20 protein-coding genes are annotated in these 14598 nt (G+C 32.3%); 12 read left to right on the plus strand and 8 right to left on the minus strand.

The features are described 5' to 3' along the window. Positions 1–349: 349 nt before the first annotated feature. Positions 350–733 (minus strand): DUF1499 domain-containing protein, encoded by a 384-nt coding sequence (locus A9601_RS14475; RefSeq protein WP_011818560.1) that lies wholly within the window; start codon positions 731–733, stop codon positions 350–352. 855 nt (positions 734–1588) lie between these two features. Here A9601_RS14475 and A9601_RS14480 point away from each other — a divergent pair. Together A9601_RS14480 and A9601_RS18680 are read left to right on the plus strand one after the other, a co-directional pair. Next, complete coding sequence (locus tag A9601_RS14480) at positions 1589–1837, plus strand: hypothetical protein (RefSeq protein WP_011376589.1); 249 nt, start codon at positions 1589–1591, stop codon at positions 1835–1837. Positions 1838–1920: 83 nt separating this feature from the next. After that, complete coding sequence (locus A9601_RS18680; RefSeq protein WP_167315824.1) at positions 1921–2067, plus strand: hypothetical protein; 147 nt, start codon at positions 1921–1923, stop codon at positions 2065–2067. Here A9601_RS18680 and A9601_RS14485 read toward each other — a convergent pair whose 3' ends face one another. Continuing rightward, complete coding sequence (locus tag A9601_RS14485; protein ID WP_011818564.1) at positions 2068–2853, minus strand: metal ABC transporter permease; 786 nt, start codon at positions 2851–2853, stop codon at positions 2068–2070. It lies immediately after the preceding gene. Positions 2854–2870: 17 nt separating this feature from the next. On the opposite strand from A9601_RS14485, the gene A9601_RS14490 reads away from it, so the two are divergent. Further along, on the plus strand, positions 2871–3305 hold the full coding sequence (locus A9601_RS14490; protein WP_011818565.1) for a Fur family transcriptional regulator: 435 nt from the start codon (positions 2871–2873) through the stop codon (positions 3303–3305). Positions 3306–3319: 14 nt separating this feature from the next. On the opposite strand, the gene A9601_RS14495 is transcribed toward A9601_RS14490, so the two are convergent. Next, positions 3320–4090, minus strand: coding sequence for an ABC transporter ATP-binding protein (locus A9601_RS14495; RefSeq protein ID WP_011818566.1), 771 nt, complete (start codon positions 4088–4090; stop codon positions 3320–3322). 129 nt (positions 4091–4219) lie between these two features. Between A9601_RS14495 and A9601_RS14500 the strand changes: the two genes are divergently transcribed. From A9601_RS14500 to A9601_RS14510, 3 genes are all read left to right on the plus strand, one after another. Continuing rightward, the gene (locus tag A9601_RS14500; RefSeq protein WP_011818567.1) at positions 4220–5383 is read left to right on the plus strand and encodes a metal ABC transporter substrate-binding protein; all 1164 of its coding nucleotides are present in this window, start codon (positions 4220–4222) and stop codon (positions 5381–5383) included. A gap of 84 nt (positions 5384–5467) precedes the next feature. After that, entirely contained in the window at positions 5468–6817 is a 1350-nt protein-coding gene (locus tag A9601_RS14505; RefSeq protein WP_011818568.1) for a CobW family GTP-binding protein, read from the plus strand. Beyond that, the gene (locus A9601_RS14510; RefSeq protein ID WP_011818569.1) at positions 6805–7878 is read left to right on the plus strand and encodes a WD40 repeat domain-containing protein; all 1074 of its coding nucleotides are present in this window, start codon (positions 6805–6807) and stop codon (positions 7876–7878) included. Before A9601_RS14505 ends, A9601_RS14510 begins: the two co-directional genes overlap by 13 nt. An 18-nt stretch (positions 7879–7896) precedes the next feature. On the opposite strand, the gene A9601_RS18685 is transcribed toward A9601_RS14510, so the two are convergent. After that, on the minus strand, positions 7897–8052 hold the full coding sequence (locus A9601_RS18685) for a hypothetical protein (RefSeq protein ID WP_167315825.1): 156 nt from the start codon (positions 8050–8052) through the stop codon (positions 7897–7899). A gap of 559 nt (positions 8053–8611) precedes the next feature. On the opposite strand from A9601_RS18685, the gene A9601_RS14515 reads away from it, so the two are divergent. Then, positions 8612–8887 (plus strand): hypothetical protein, encoded by a 276-nt coding sequence (locus A9601_RS14515; RefSeq protein ID WP_011818571.1) that lies wholly within the window; start codon positions 8612–8614, stop codon positions 8885–8887. Between the two features lie 24 nt (positions 8888–8911). Here A9601_RS14515 and A9601_RS14520 read toward each other — a convergent pair whose 3' ends face one another. Continuing rightward, the gene (locus A9601_RS14520) at positions 8912–9133 is read right to left on the minus strand and encodes a hypothetical protein (protein ID WP_011818572.1); all 222 of its coding nucleotides are present in this window, start codon (positions 9131–9133) and stop codon (positions 8912–8914) included. Positions 9134–9177: 44 nt separating this feature from the next. After that, a complete protein-coding gene (locus A9601_RS14525) occupies positions 9178–9414 on the minus strand; it encodes a hypothetical protein (RefSeq protein WP_011818573.1) in 237 nt (78 codons plus the stop codon). A 128-nt stretch (positions 9415–9542) separates the two neighbouring features. Between A9601_RS14525 and A9601_RS14530 the strand changes: the two genes are divergently transcribed. The 5 genes from A9601_RS14530 (at position 9543) to A9601_RS14550 (ending at position 14047) form a co-directional block, all read left to right on the plus strand. Continuing rightward, positions 9543–10985, plus strand: coding sequence for a circularly permuted type 2 ATP-grasp protein (locus A9601_RS14530; protein WP_011818575.1), 1443 nt, complete (start codon positions 9543–9545; stop codon positions 10983–10985). Position 10986: 1 nt separating this feature from the next. Beyond that, positions 10987–11928: an alpha-E domain-containing protein gene (locus A9601_RS14535; protein WP_011818576.1), complete on the plus strand. Its 942-nt coding sequence runs from the start codon at positions 10987–10989 to the stop codon at positions 11926–11928. 11 nt (positions 11929–11939) lie between these two features. Further along, positions 11940–12797, plus strand: coding sequence for a transglutaminase family protein (locus A9601_RS14540; RefSeq protein WP_011818577.1), 858 nt, complete (start codon positions 11940–11942; stop codon positions 12795–12797). Positions 12798–12971: 174 nt separating this feature from the next. Further along, positions 12972–13445 (plus strand): hypothetical protein, encoded by a 474-nt coding sequence (locus A9601_RS14545; RefSeq protein WP_011818578.1) that lies wholly within the window; start codon positions 12972–12974, stop codon positions 13443–13445. A gap of 83 nt (positions 13446–13528) precedes the next feature. Then, positions 13529–14047, plus strand: coding sequence for a pentapeptide repeat-containing protein (locus tag A9601_RS14550; protein ID WP_011818579.1), 519 nt, complete (start codon positions 13529–13531; stop codon positions 14045–14047). Between the two features lie 9 nt (positions 14048–14056). Here the strand turns inward: A9601_RS14550 and A9601_RS14555 are convergent, their stop codons facing one another. Both A9601_RS14555 and A9601_RS14560 read right to left on the minus strand, forming a co-directional pair. Next, positions 14057–14410 (minus strand): hypothetical protein, encoded by a 354-nt coding sequence (locus A9601_RS14555; protein ID WP_011818580.1) that lies wholly within the window; start codon positions 14408–14410, stop codon positions 14057–14059. Further along, entirely contained in the window at positions 14410–14595 is a 186-nt protein-coding gene (locus A9601_RS14560; protein WP_011818581.1) for a hypothetical protein, read from the minus strand. Before A9601_RS14560 ends, A9601_RS14555 begins: the two co-directional genes overlap by 1 nt. Positions 14596–14598 lie beyond the last annotated feature (3 nt).

Raw genomic sequence — 14598 nt, forward strand, 5'->3', positions numbered from 1 at the left:
ACCATGTATAAGTAATAAGAAAAAATATTTTTATAACTATATTAGGGGGTAAGGTGAAAAATATTTTGAAAAACCCTCCAATGAATAATACCAATATTCCAATTTGAAAAAGACCTTTGATTATCCATTTAAGTCCATATTTTTTAATGTTTATAAAAAACCAGAAAAAAACAAAACTAGATAAAAATAAATATATAAAATTTATGATCATCTTTTCAAAGAAAATCTAATAAATTTGCCATTATCAAGGCATGATGACAATTATCACTTTTTTATCTGCTAATTTTTTTTAAAAATGGAAAAGTTATACAAAAAACAATAAAAATAAATTATTTTTTTACTTTTTATCTTAAAACATTTTAGATTTTAGTAAATCAACTCTTTTTTGATTCACTCCCAAATCACTTTCTCCAACTCTTGATTCTGATCTTATTGATAAGATGTTTGATTCAGGTAGAAAGGATACTTCTAAGTCGTCTACATACTTCATCCATTTACTGGTTGACTCAGCATGAAGATAATCGCCATCTATTTCTACAATCTCAGTTCTTGGAGTGTTTTCGATAAATGTTTTAATCTCTTCAAAAGGTTTCTCAATATTGTTAACCTCCCATTCTTCTCGTACACAATGAGCGATCTCTACACAAGGTTTTAGTTCTACATGTGAGGCAAATGATGAAGAAGGGAATAAAAAGCTTGAACAAATTAAAATTGCTAAAAAAAGTATTTTCATTAACAGAAGTATTTAACGAACCATAATCTAACGAATTAAATTACTAATTTGTAATGACATATCTAATTATTTTGGAAGAAAGCATATATGTTTTTATATTCAGAATTTAATATGTATTGCTAAAAATCCCAAAAAAAAAGACCCCTCAGAGAGAGATCTTTTAAAATTGATTTATATCAAGTGTTTCCTTGTTTCCACTGAAATAAATCAATTCCTCCTACACACAAACTTAATATCACACTTATTTCCAAAATATGTAATACCTAATAGACCTCTATCTTAACTGTCACATCACAAAAAATACAAAAAGTACTCAAACATTGCGGTCGAGTACTTTTAAAGTTATCAGAAATAAGTGTGTGAGGAGTTTCTGATGTATTTAATTTACTCCGTAGGTAATTTAAAAGGCTACAGTATAAATTACTAATTATTTAAATCATTCAGAAAAATTGGGCGTTTATGAAAAAAATAATCAAAAACACAAAAAAATCATGAAAAGCATTTACAAAAAAATCATTTTTCTTATTTCGGCAATTGCTCTTTTTTCAGTAATAGTCGGTATTGTCAAATATTCGCTTACTTATATTGAAAATAATCCCGAAAAATACTTACCTACACAAAAGTAAGACAAAATTAAGTATAAATTCACTTCAAAAAATCTATAAAATGTCTTAAATATGTGCTACACAGACAGCCTGAGTCATGAAAATCAAAAATACTTCAGTTCTTAATCAGAATAATATTTATTTAAGTCAATTCAAAAATAAACATAAATATCAAATACTTGAGAATTACTGGAAGAAAAGAAAGAAAGAATGTGAAAAAAATCTTTCAAAATTTTGCTAACCGATAAATATGAATTTTATTTTTTCTTTTTTATTAGCATCTGTAATGTGGGTACAAGTTCCACAATGGGAAGCTGACTGGTCAAAATGTGCTGTAGATGTTCCCGATTCGTCATGTCACTGGTACGTAGCTGCTCCCGACAATACTTTTGGGGAAGGATTTAATTGGGAAAACGCTCCTTGGTTTGATGCTAATGGATTACAGGATGTAGCTAAGATTGAGAAAGAATCTGTAGTAGAAAAACTTCAGAATAACTAAAGTTTCTATTTCATCAATTAACTCTTAAAAGTATTTAAATCTAGTTGCTTAGTGGTTAACTTTTGATTAATAAAATAATTTTTATGCGTTTCAAAGTAAGTCTCAAAAAAAATGGAAAGGAATTTGATGAAGTTGTTATAGCTAATAATAAAAAAGAAGCTATGGAACTAGCTTTAAAAAACAATCCAGAAGCTCAAGCATTAAACTCTGATTGGACATTTAAGATTTAATTATTTACGAAGTTTAGGAATCAAAAGAGATGCGACACAAATAACACTAATTGCAGGTCCAGGCGACAAATTAAAGACTATAGATAGAATAAAGCCCAGAAGTGAGATACATAATCCAAAAAATGAAGACCTCATCATTGCAATTCTTAAACTATGAGCCTTATTAAGCCCTAACAGTGTTGGGGTAGAAAGAAGAGCAATAACAAGAATTACTCCCACTGCTGACATTGAACTAACAATTACTAATGCCGTTGTAAAACTCAAAGCAAGATTTAATAAAGAAACGTTTATACCACTCGCGGATGCTCCTTCTGGATCCATTCCCACATAAACAACCTTTTCATATCCAAAAGTTATTAAAAGTATAAATACTAAAAAAGCAATTATTGTTCTAAGTAAATCTCCAAAATTTGCTGTCAATAAATCGCCAAATAATACTGCCTCCAAATCGATCCTTATTCCAAGTAAAGGGATTATAAGGACTCCAAACCCAAGCATTCCGGCTAATATTGTGTTCATTATTGCTTCATAGTTTTCACTCTTTTTATTAGTTAAACTTTCCGCAATTACAGAACCTAAAAGACCACTGATAACCCCACCAATTGAAGGATGAATTCCAAGCGCTAAGGCTAAAGCAAGTCCTGGCAAAACGCAGTGAGAGATTAAATTTACTTGAAGTAATCTCCTATGTGTTATTAATACAGTTCCCATAGCTGGACATAGAATTCCTGAAAAAATAGTTATTATTAAGGGAACAAGCCACCAACTGCTATTAATAAAAGACATTAATCTATTGATTCGGTATGATCAAAAATACGGGGAAAAAAAAGATTTCGGAAACAATGGTAACTAAGCCTGACATTACCAAAAGACAAGAACAACTTCTTGAAGAACTTAATAAATGTGAAGATGAACTGAGCGGTCAAGAGTTGCATAGACAATTGATTGAAAGCGGAAAAGCTATGGGACTGACAACTGTATACAGGAATCTTCAAGTTCTTATAAAGCATGGTTTAATACGTTCTAGACATCTCCCAACAGGAGAGGTTCTTTACACTCCCGTAGATAGAGACATTCATCATTTGACATGTGTTCAATGTGGTGAGACTTCAAAAATGGAAGGGTGCCCTGTAAAAGATATTCATACACCCAAAACAAATCCAAAGAAATTCCAATTGTTGTTCCATACCCTGGAGTATTTCGGACTTTGCCAGAACTGCTATCAAGCACAAAGTTAAAACTAAATATTTTTTTAATCACAACAATTATTATCCTCAATAGAGCTGATATTTATATCCTCTAATTTATCTTTTATGGAATCAGGGCTTCCACAGGCCAATACACCTTTATCCAAAACAATAACTTGATCATAACTATTTAACGAGGTACCCCAATCATGACTGCTCACCATTAAAGAAAGACCAGCATCAGCAAGTTGACGAACAATTTTTAGAAAATCCTCCTTTGCAGGTGGATCTAAAGCTGCACAAGGTTCATCAAGAAGGAAAATTTTTGCTGGAGACATTAATGTTTTGGCTAATAGAGCTCTTTGTTGTTGTCCACCAGATAAAGAATCAAGCCTTCTTTTAGCAATATTTGCAATGCCGACTCTTTGCATTGTGGCCTCCAATTCACAGCATTTATTAATCCATGCATTAGGGTTAGCAAGAAGAGCTTTTATTTGAAAAGGACTACTACTTTTTGATTTTGAGTATTTTATTTGTCCTAATGAAACTAGTTTTTCTACAGTTATTGGAAATTTCCAATTCATAGAGCTTCTTTGTGGCATGAGTGCCACCTGAGATCTTTGTCTAATTAACTTCTCCCCGTCAATTGTTATCTGGCCATTATCAGGGATACATTGTCCCTGCAATATTCTTAAAAGAGTAGATTTGCCAGCTCCGTTTGGTCCTACTAGAGCAGTTAATGTACCTGGTTCAACTGTTATAGAAACTTTACTTATAGCCGGGCTTACATTTTTTGCATACGAATAAGATAAATTTTCAGCTACTAGTAGTGACATTAATGATTGAACTTACAACCCCATAATATTTTAATTATGGAAAATAATTTACTTTAAAAACATTTTATACCTAAACTTGCATATAAAAATGAAAATGATTATCATTTTAAAATATCTATCATTTTTTTTATGTCAATTTTTAAGAGAATTTTTTCAAGCTATATATCTCATAAAAAAGTATCTATCCGAAATTCACTTATCGCTAGTGCGGCATTATTCTCAATAAATACAAACGGTGCCTTTGCTGAAAGTAAAAACTATGTAGCAGTTGAGCCTCTTACCTGCGATATCGTTAAATCTATAGCACTCCCTTCCGATGAAGTTATATGTCTAGTAGATAGAAAACAAGATGTTCATGATTTAAAAATTTCTCCAAAACAGGCAAGATTATTAAAAAAGGCAGATAAAGTTTTTACTTTAGGGACAGAAATGACACCCGCAATGAGGAATTGGGTGAAGAGAAATAGCACTGTTGTTTTAGGCGTAAGCGCAATTGATATTGACGATCATAGTGACCATGATGACCACGACGATCATGGACACTCAGCAAAGAAACATGATGACCATGATGACCATGATGACCACGACGATCATGGACACTCAGCAAAGAAACATGATGACCATGATGACCACGACGATCATGGACACTCAGCAAAGAAACATGATGACCATGATGACCATGATGACCACGACCATCATGATCACGGAGGCGTGGATCCACATGTCTGGCATGATCCTCATAACATCATCAAGATGGGTGAAGTCGTATCAAAAAGTCTTAAAAAAGACGTGTCTGAAAGAAAACTACGCAAAGCTATCTCTAATAGATTCAAAACTTTTGACAAAACACTAGAAGATCTTGATAAATGGATTGTCAAACAAGTATCTACTATCCCTTCTTCAAATCGTGTAATTGTCTCAAAACACAAAGCTATGGATTACTATGGCGATGCATTTGGTTTTGAAACGATAAGTTTATTAGATTTCTTAGGTCATTCATCTAGCCTGAGGCCTCAGAACATATCAAAAGTTTTAAATGAGTTAAAGGAAGAAAATGTCAAAGTCATATTTAAGGAGCAAGAGCCTGCTTCAAAATTAGTCAATAATTTAAGCAAGCAAAGTTCTATCCCACTCTCTTCTAATCAAATTTTTGTCGATGGACTAATGATGGAAGGAAACACTATCACTGTGGCAGTTCATAACACGTGCACTATCGTCAATGAGCTTGGTGGCTCATGTGATGAGACAACAGGTTTTGATTTAGCAAGTAACTGGGGATCACTTAATCAATAAAATTTTATAGATAAAAATGGTTTTCATTTCGATTTTTTGATTATTATATTGATGGTTAGCATTACATTTTAAAAACAGAGCGAAATGAGTATTAAGGAAAAGGTTCCTGTAACCATACTTACTGGATTCTTAGGATCAGGGAAGACTACTTTGCTTAATAGAATATTGAGTGAAGAGCACGGGAAAAGAATAGCAGTAATTGAAAATGAATACGGTGAAGTGGGTATAGATCAAGGGCTCGTAATTAATGCAGATGAAGAAGTGTTTGAGATGTCAAACGGGTGCATTTGTTGTACTGTTCGCGGCGATTTAATAAGAGTCCTTGGCAACCTTATGAAAAGAAGAGATAAGTTTGACTATGTTTTAGTAGAAACGACAGGATTAGCAGATCCAGGTCCAGTTGCTCAGACATTTTTCATGGATGAAGAGATTAGTTCTGAATTCACTCTTGATGGAATTGTGACTTTAGTTGATGCTGCCCACATTGATCAACAGTTAGGCAGGAGTGATGAAAGTTCAGAACAAGTGGCATTTGCAGATGTTCTTGTCCTTAATAAAACTGATTTAGTCTCTGATGATGCACTAAATACTCTTGAATCGAGATTGAGAGACATGAACCGAATGACCCGAATTATTAGAGCCGAGAATGCCAAAGTACCAATTGAAACAGTCTTAAATCTAAGTGCATTTGATCTTGATCAGATCCTTAAACGCAGGCCAACATTCCTTGAACCAGAATATCCTTTTGAATGGACAGGTGTTTACGATCTTGATGCAGGTAAATATGAATTAATGCTAGAAGAAGGACCCGATCCAGAAATGTCCTTAGTAGCCCTCGCTAACCAAGGAGAGAGTGAAGAGGAACTTAAAGATGGTGCTGAATCCTCCGTGAGACTTTATGCAGAAAAAGCTAATAGTTTAGATCCTGGAAATACCATCCCATATGGAGAACATATAAATCTCAAATTGGAGGATAAAGGAAATAAATCATTCATCCTGAACATAGAAAAACCAACAAAAATAGGTTTGTTTACACAGCACACTGCTGAAGAATTCAATATGAAAGTCATTAAAAGTGACGAAAATAAAGAGATTCCATTTAATACTGAAAGATTCTGGCAAGCAGAGCACGAACATGATGATGAAGTAGGCTCAATTGCTATAGAGCGTTTTGGAGATGTTGACCCAGAAAAACTAAATACTTGGATGGGAAGACTTCTATCAGAAAAAGGAGTGGATATATTCAGAACTAAAGGTTTCATAAGTTACTCAGGTAACCCAAGGAGAATAGTTTTCCAGGGAGTTCACATGTTATTTACTGCACAACCTGATAAAGAATGGGGTAACGAACCTCGTAGAAATCAACTTGTTTTTATCGGTAGAAATTTAAATGAGAAAGAGATGCAAGAAGGCTTTGATAAATGCCTGAAATAGAACCATTTAGCCCAAGAGGCATGTTCCATGAAGGATGGACTGCTGAAGTTAACGATTACGCCATAGCATGTGGCTGGGCTCTTAAAGGAAAACAATTTATTGTTGGCGACGTAGCAGGAGGTCTTTTTTCGTTCGAAGGAGATACTGGAAAAATTATTTGGAAAAAAGAAAATACTCACTCTGGTGGTCTACTAGCAATGGCAATTCATCCAGAGGGTGAAATTTTTGCAACATCAGGTCAGGATGGAAATGTTCAAATTTGTAATTGCCATGAAGGTAAAGTTATTAAAACACTTGATCTTGGCAAAGGTTGGGTAGAACACCTCAAGTGGTCTAATGACGGTTTATTTCTAGCGATAGCTTCCTCAAAAAAAGTATATGTTTTTAATGAAATTGGTGAAGAGAAATGGATCTCAGAAGACCATCCAAGCACAGTAAGTGCAATAACGTGGTCAAATAAAAATGAGCTAGCAACTGCTTGCTATGGAAGAGTGACATTCTTTGACATAGTTAATAATAAAACGAATCAAAAACTCGAATGGCAAGGATCATTGGTATCTATGGAATTAAGCCCTGATGGAGATATAGTCGCCTGTGGGAGTCAAGACAATTCAGTTCATTTTTGGAGAAGATCAACAGGAATGGATGCTGAAATGACTGGATACCCTGGAAAACCAAGTCACCTTTCTTTTGATGACAGCGGAAAATTATTAGCGACTAGCGGCAGTGAAAGAATTACAGTATGGAGCTTTATAGGAAATGGTCCAGAAGGGACTATGCCAGGAGAGCTATGTCACCATACAGAACCTATTTCGAGCTTAGCCTTTTCAAATAAAGGTATGCTTGTAGCCTCAGGATCTAGGGATGGTTCTGTTGTCGCAAGTTTCCTAAAAAATGACGGCAATGGAGACCCAGTTGGGGCTGCATTTGCCGGAGATTTGGTAGGGGCAATATCATGGAGACCTGATGATTGTGCACTTGCAGCAGTTAATGCAAAAGGTGTTGTAAATGTATGGAAATTTAAAGTTCGTACTAACCTTTTTTCAAAGGGATTTAAGTAAAAAGTAGAAATTTATTAATTACCAATAGTTAGCTTTTAAATGTCTTTCCATACAAATGACCTCACAGTCATTATCTATGCCTTTTGGGTGAATATCGCAATATGAGAGACATTGAAAATATTCGTCTATGGGATTAGATTTATCAGTTTTACTAACTTCTTTCGACTGCTTCATAAAAGACTTCCTCAATTATTTAAAATTAAGATAGACGAATTAAATATCAAAGGAAATAAGCAAAACTTACTAAAAATATCTGAAAAAAAATAGCACAATTGATTACTACTCTCGGATATTTTTAATTAAAAAGCAATGCGTATAAAAACGGATTGTCATTAGAGAAATATTTTCCTAATTTTATATTGTTGAGTTCTAGGAGGTCTTTCAAAATGATCGATAGCCTGCCTGAAATTTCGGAATAAACCGAACTAATTTAATTAACTGCTCCAATTATTTTTTATTAATGTCTAAGCTTCCTTCTTCTGCATCGTTTAGGTGCCCTTTAAGAAACAAGCTTAATTCTAGAGTTTTTGCCCCAGTTAAAGACAATTAGTTAATTTTGGTGAGCATTAGCTTAATAGAAGTTAGCAACAAGGATCCATGATTTAGGTGCGTTTTTAACTTCAGTAAAAAATATAAGTAAGAGATAAAAGAGGGCTTATTTAAGCCCTCTTTTTTTATTAAGATGACTTTCTTTTAATTTTATAGATAATGATTAAAGTAATAAAATTTTAAAATGGTTCAATATTATTGCCCATATTGCAATCCTAAATATCAATTTCAAAAACAATCGTCTAATGGTACTTTAATTTGTGGCTTGTGTGGAGAGGATCTTATAAAAAAACCATTTATTAGGTTGAACCAGATAATTGCTTTAGTTGCCGCATCATCATTACTTCTACCGTTAATATATACTTTTATTTTTTTAATTAAAAATCAAATAAATCCTCCTAATAAAAATTATCAAGCAAATAGTACTTTAATGATAATTATCAAAGAAAAACTTTCATAAAACAATTTAAAAAATCTAGAGAGGTTAACCCCTACATAGTGATTTATTTAAACAAGAATTTTTACTCTCAATATTTATTCGATCATCAATATTTTTTAATTTGTTTTTATTACTTATTACTTTAACTTTTTGGCCGCAATGTTCTTTGCAACCACCATTAAATAAATTATGTGCATATAAACTGGAACTATTCGTAAGTAATAAAAGAAAAATTATTTTATAAATTTGATTAAAATATGAAATCATTTTTTATTATGATTTTCCAATAATTAGTAAATAAATAATATCAGTTAATTCCAAGGAGTGTTTATAAGTCCCCAGATATCGAAGAAGAAAAATAAAACTGCAATAACAACAAGATCCCATGCTCTTTCCCTAAAAGCCCAAGGTGCAATAAAAACTTCCCCAAGTCCGTGAAGTGCCGCCCCTACTGGTAGATGATCAAGAACCAGCAAACTATGAGAGAGGATAAAAAGAAAGCTTGCGAAATATCTAAAAAAAACAAATTGCCAATTACTAGAACTCATGCTTTTTAGATTTTTAAGAAATATACTTCAATGATCAAAATAATGATATAGATCTAGTCAAGAGATATTATTTTTGGTAGCCATAAATACGAATAAAGATATAAAGCTAAAGTAAAAGTTACTAAACGATGAAATATATGTTTTCAAGTTATCAGCCTAAAAATAGTTTTGATGAATACTTTAAGGACAATGTAAACTCTGCTAGAGAAATATTGATTCCACTTCTTTCATCTTTAGATAATATGGGACTTGAAGAATTAAACAGGAATCACTCTGCCGCAAAAAAATTATTACTAAGACATGGTGCAACTTTTAGATTAAACGATACTGGTTTAAAAGGTACTGAGAGAATATTACCTTTTGATCCACTTCCCAGAATAATTAGTAAAGATGATTGGGTAACGTTAGAAAAAGGCCTAAAACAAAGGCTTGAGGCAATAGATTTATTCCTAGATGATATTTATAATTCTCAAAAAATAATAAATGATGGAATAATTCCAAGAGAATTAATAGAGAGTTCAGAAGGTTGGAGACCTCAGATGATAGGTTTCAAACCTCCACTAAATAAATGGTGTCAAATTTCGGGACTTGATTTAATAAGGGATAGAAAAGGAGATTGGCATGTTTTAGAAGATAATTTAAGGTGCCCTTCTGGGGTTGCTTATTTTTTAGAAAATAGATTAGTTATGAAAAATATTTTTCCTAATCTTTTCTCAGGAAGAATAGTAAAACCAATTGATGAATATCCATCATATCTTTTAAAAACGCTTCAAGAACTTGCTGTTTGGACTGACACTCCCAAGATAGTTCTACTAACTCCAGGAATTTTTAATAGTGCTTATTTTGAACATAGTTATCTAGCGCAAGAAATGGGCATCCAACTAGTTCAAGGTCATGACTTAGTTTGTAATGATGATTATGTATATTTAAAAACTACCTCTGGATTAAAAAGAGTAGATGTCATTTACAGGCGAATTGATGATGATTTCTTAGATCCTCTTAATTTCAGAAAAGATTCCTGCCTTGGTGTCAGCGGATTACTTGATGTTTTTAAGGCAGGTCATGTTGCTTTAGCAAATGCACCTGGTACTGGAATAGCAGATGACAAAATGATTTATTCATTTGTTCCAAAAATGATTAAATATTATCTTGATGAAGAAATTATTATTAAAAATGTAGAAACGTATATTTGTCATTACCAAAAGGATCGAGAATATGTTCTAGAAAATTTATCAAAACTTGTTGTTAAGTCTGTAGCAGAAGCCGGTGGTTATGGAATGTTAATTGGACCTCACTCAACAACCAGTGAAATAGAAGAATTCGCTAATAAAATTAAAAATAATCCTAGAAATTTCATAGCACAACCAACGTTAGAATTATCTACTGTGCCATCGTTATGTGATGGAGAACTATATCCATGTCATGTTGATTTAAGGCCATACATCTTAAGAGGAAAAGATTCATGGGTTAGCCCAGGCGGGCTAACGAGGGTAGCATTAAAAAAAGGATCATTAGTCGTCAATTCTTCTCAAGGTGGAGGATGCAAAGATACATGGGTTGTAGGTAAATAATATGCTTTTAAGTCGTGTAGCAGAATCTCTTTATTGGATCAATCGTTATTTAGAACGTGCGGAAAACATATCTCGTTTCGTGGAAGTAAGCGAAGCAATGTCATTAGATTGTCCGCCAGGAAGTGCAGAACCCTGGCTACCGTTAATTGACGCTTCTAGTGACAGAGAATCTTTTGATAAAAGATTCCCAGAGAAAAAACCTGATGACGTTATTAATTTTTTAATAAGAGATCGTTTAAACCCAAACAGTATAATTTCTTGCATTCAAATGGCAAGAGAAAATGCACGACAAATCAGAGATGTTATGACCACAGAAATGTGGGAACAAATTAATATTTTATATTGGAATATGCAAGAAGGAGAAGCAATATGGAATAAACCAAGACAAGAACAATTAAGCGAAATAAGGAGAGAATGTCAGCTTTTTTATGGAATTACAGATGCGACTCTAAGCAAAGATCTTGCCTGGAGATTCAGCATTCTTGGAAGATTAATCGAAAGAGCTGACAAAACATCAAGAATTTTAGATGTTAAATATTATTTACTCTTACCCAGCTTAGATGAACTTGGAGGAGTTCTTGATGAACTGCAATGGATTGCACTTTTACGTTCAGCTGGAGCTTATCAAATGTTTAGGAAAGCAGTGCAAAATTCTATAAAGCCGAATTCAGTTGCGAGATTTCTTTTACTTGATCCAATTTTCCCTAGATCAGTAAGATACTGTCTTGATGGGATAAGCAATACTCTTAAATCAATAGATAACTCTCCAAGTACTGAAAATCCTTCAGAATTAGAATGCATGAGAGGTTTGCTTAAAGCAAAGTGGAGTTATATCAGAATTGAAGATATAATCAATGATGGTTTACATGAGGCGATTGATTCATTGCAAATGGATTTAAATAAATTAAATGATCTCATTCAAGAAAAATATTTTATTAATTAAAAAGTTTATTAATGAGAATTAAATACATTCACAAACTTGAATATAAATACGAAGACCCTGTTCAATTAGGCGAGCATAGATTATGTATAAAGCCAAGGTCAAATGGATTCCAAAAGCTAAAGAATTTTGAATTAAAAATAACCCCAGAACCAGAAATTATTTATCCATTACTTGCGGCCAGCGGGGAAGAGATTAATAGAATCAGATTTAATGGATTAACAGATAATTTAATTATTGAATCAGTCAGTGAAGTTGAAACTATTAAACATCCAAACATTATTGATGGAGTTAAAAATAGAGATTTAACATTACCTTTTTGTAGAAGCATTATTAACAGAGATTTACAGGGAGCATTAGAGGGATGGATGCCAAATGGACAACACGATCCCTCTGCAGTAGAACTTGCTCAAGAAGCCTTAGCAGGAAGCATTAATAACGCATTATCATTTACCTACCAACTAATAGAGATTATTCAAGATCGGGTTAAATATACCAAAAGACATACTGGTCCAGCATGGCCGGCTAGCAGAACACTTAGAGAACGTATAGGTTCATGCAGAGATTTAGCAATGCTTATGGTTGAAGCTTGCAGGTCTATAGGTATCCCAAGTAGGTTTGTAAGTGGTTATCATTTTGAAGATCCGTTACCCTCTGAGTTGGATTTACACGCTTGGGCTGAATTATATATTCCAGGCGCTGGTTGGAGAGGTTTTGATCCAAGCGGAAAAGGATTAATAGATGATAGATATTTAACATTGGTATCCTCTTCAAAATCTAATTTAACCTCTGTAATTACAGGAAACTTTATAGGAAAAAATAATTTAGAAAATACTTTATCCTGGGAAATCAAACCTCTTGAAATTAAATAAACACTAAATTTTTAATCTTTTAAAATAACAAAAAAATATAAATAATAATATGTTTCTTTTTTAGTGTTAATTGATACGTTCTTGTATATATATATCTGTTTTCATTTGTTTAATCTTTAAAGAAAATTGAACTCAAGTTTAGAAATTCCAGTTATCAAATCAAACAAATCGAAAATGTTTGAATTGATAAGTTATGAAAAATTTCGCGATACAAAAGATGTAAGATTTTTTGATATAAGTGTTAATGAATCAAACTATAGAGATCTAGTTATTCACAGTGGGCCTGCAGTTAGTCCTCCAAATGATGAAGAATTTAAGAATTGGCAATTTTACATACATCACAATCAAGAAGATAATCTACTGGCTATCTCCGGGGGAAGAACATTTTTTCTTGTCAATTTTGGCTGGGATTATCCTTTTTATAAAGTTAGATTAGAATCTTGCGGATACATTTTAAGAATACCTAGAGGAACTTTTCATAGATCAGTATCTGACCAAAACGGTTCTATAGTTTTAAATCAAGCTATAAGAGATAAAGAAGGTACAGTTGAGTCTGAATTCAAGGTTACGAATAGCAAAGATAACAAAAAACTTCTAGATTGTATAACCAATTTAGAGCCTAGATTCAAAATTTATAGTGTTAAATAATTTTAAAAAGGAGTTCCAAATTTAGTCATCAATTTTAAAAATTATCTAATTGTTATAAAATAGAATTACTCAAATTTATTAATATGAAATTTTTTAGGTTTTTAAGATATTTTTTATGTATAACTTTTTCTTTCTTGGTTTTATCCTCTCCAGTTTTTGCTGGAGCGAATGTTGCTGTTAAGGGAGAAGGAGATGAAGTTCCAAGTTATGTAAGATCTAATATCACAGGATTCGATTTCCATGGAGAGGATCTTCATTTATCTTCTATAGCTGGAGCAGTTGCTAGAGATGCAGATTTTAGTGATGTTGATTTACATGGAACTACATTAACCCTATCTGATTTAAAAGGTTCTAATTTAAATGGAATCGACCTGACCGATACTCTTTCTGATCGAGTTAATTTCCAAAAAACAGATCTTAGAAATGCTGTTTTAATAAATATGATCGCATCAGGCAGCAGTTTTGCAGGAGCTCAAATAGAAGGAGCAGATTTTTCTTATGCCATCCTTGACAGCGAAGACCAAAGAAATCTTTGTGAAATCGCTGATGGGATCAATCCAACAACAGGAGTTTCAACAAGAGAAAGTCTTGAGTGTAGTTAGCATTAAAAATTATAAGTAAACTTTCTTACCGTCATTAAATTTATAAATCCTTTGTTCATCGTCTTGAAATATCATCTCGCCATTTAATTTGGATTTCTTAAATTTTGAAAGTCTTGCTCTGTGTATATTGGATTTTCTATTTATATTTTCTTCGTTATCATAAACACCAATATAAATATTTATATTAGGATTTGAAAAAGTTTTTTCTTCCTCTCTTAAAAAAATCCTGTCAATATTTGTTTGCGTGCTCTGTAATTTATTTTTAAATTTATCTAATTTTAAGTTCTTTGTTTTTTTAGAATTAATTTTTTTGAAGACCAAAAAAATAACTCCTAAAATTAGAAAAACTAAAAATACATTCATTACTTAATTTTTATTTTTATATCTACGCCTAAGTTACTTTTAGTAGTTAATATTTCTTTTTTTATGATTCCATAGGTAAAAATTTTAGATAAAGTTTTTAAAGAATTAAAAACTAAAAAAACAGTAAATAAAAAGAAAACAATAATGTTTTCTACAAGTAGATTTTTATTATCTAGATTGCTCATATA

Origin of the sequence: Prochlorococcus marinus str. AS9601, assembly GCF_000015645.1 — a bacterium.
Classification (GTDB): domain Bacteria; phylum Cyanobacteriota; class Cyanobacteriia; order PCC-6307; family Cyanobiaceae; genus Prochlorococcus_A; species Prochlorococcus_A marinus_O.

What these genes read in the sequence shown, in the direction of transcription:
- A9601_RS14480 (WP_011376589.1), top strand. Translation starts at nt 1,589, where the DNA reads ATGAATTTTATTTTTTCTTTTTTATTAGCATCTGTAATGTGGGTACAA.
- A9601_RS18685 (WP_167315825.1), bottom strand. Translation starts at nt 8,052, where the DNA reads ATGAAGCAGTCGAAAGAAGTTAGTAAAACTGATAAATCTAATCCCATA.
- A9601_RS14525 (WP_011818573.1), bottom strand. Translation starts at nt 9,414, where the DNA reads ATGAGTTCTAGTAATTGGCAATTTGTTTTTTTTAGATATTTCGCAAGC.
- A9601_RS14540 (WP_011818577.1), top strand. Translation starts at nt 11,940, where the DNA reads ATGAGAATTAAATACATTCACAAACTTGAATATAAATACGAAGACCCT.
- A9601_RS14530 (WP_011818575.1), top strand. Translation starts at nt 9,543, where the DNA reads ATGAAATATATGTTTTCAAGTTATCAGCCTAAAAATAGTTTTGATGAA.
- A9601_RS14520 (WP_011818572.1), bottom strand. Translation starts at nt 9,133, where the DNA reads ATGATTTCATATTTTAATCAAATTTATAAAATAATTTTTCTTTTATTA.
- A9601_RS14495 (WP_011818566.1), bottom strand. Translation starts at nt 4,090, where the DNA reads ATGTCACTACTAGTAGCTGAAAATTTATCTTATTCGTATGCAAAAAAT.
- A9601_RS14535 (WP_011818576.1), top strand. Translation starts at nt 10,987, where the DNA reads ATGCTTTTAAGTCGTGTAGCAGAATCTCTTTATTGGATCAATCGTTAT.
- A9601_RS14490 (WP_011818565.1), top strand. Translation starts at nt 2,871, where the DNA reads ATGATCAAAAATACGGGGAAAAAAAAGATTTCGGAAACAATGGTAACT.
- A9601_RS14555 (WP_011818580.1), bottom strand. Translation starts at nt 14,410, where the DNA reads ATGAATGTATTTTTAGTTTTTCTAATTTTAGGAGTTATTTTTTTGGTC.
- A9601_RS14515 (WP_011818571.1), top strand. Translation starts at nt 8,612, where the DNA reads ATGGTTCAATATTATTGCCCATATTGCAATCCTAAATATCAATTTCAA.
- A9601_RS14560 (WP_011818581.1), bottom strand. Translation starts at nt 14,595, where the DNA reads ATGAGCAATCTAGATAATAAAAATCTACTTGTAGAAAACATTATTGTT.
- A9601_RS14475 (WP_011818560.1), bottom strand. Translation starts at nt 733, where the DNA reads ATGAAAATACTTTTTTTAGCAATTTTAATTTGTTCAAGCTTTTTATTC.
- A9601_RS14545 (WP_011818578.1), top strand. Translation starts at nt 12,972, where the DNA reads ATGTTTGAATTGATAAGTTATGAAAAATTTCGCGATACAAAAGATGTA.
- A9601_RS14505 (WP_011818568.1), top strand. Translation starts at nt 5,468, where the DNA reads ATGAGTATTAAGGAAAAGGTTCCTGTAACCATACTTACTGGATTCTTA.
- A9601_RS14485 (WP_011818564.1), bottom strand. Translation starts at nt 2,853, where the DNA reads ATGTCTTTTATTAATAGCAGTTGGTGGCTTGTTCCCTTAATAATAACT.
- A9601_RS14550 (WP_011818579.1), top strand. Translation starts at nt 13,529, where the DNA reads ATGAAATTTTTTAGGTTTTTAAGATATTTTTTATGTATAACTTTTTCT.
- A9601_RS14500 (WP_011818567.1), top strand. Translation starts at nt 4,220, where the DNA reads ATGTCAATTTTTAAGAGAATTTTTTCAAGCTATATATCTCATAAAAAA.
- A9601_RS18680 (WP_167315824.1), top strand. Translation starts at nt 1,921, where the DNA reads ATGCGTTTCAAAGTAAGTCTCAAAAAAAATGGAAAGGAATTTGATGAA.
- A9601_RS14510 (WP_011818569.1), top strand. Translation starts at nt 6,805, where the DNA reads ATGCCTGAAATAGAACCATTTAGCCCAAGAGGCATGTTCCATGAAGGA.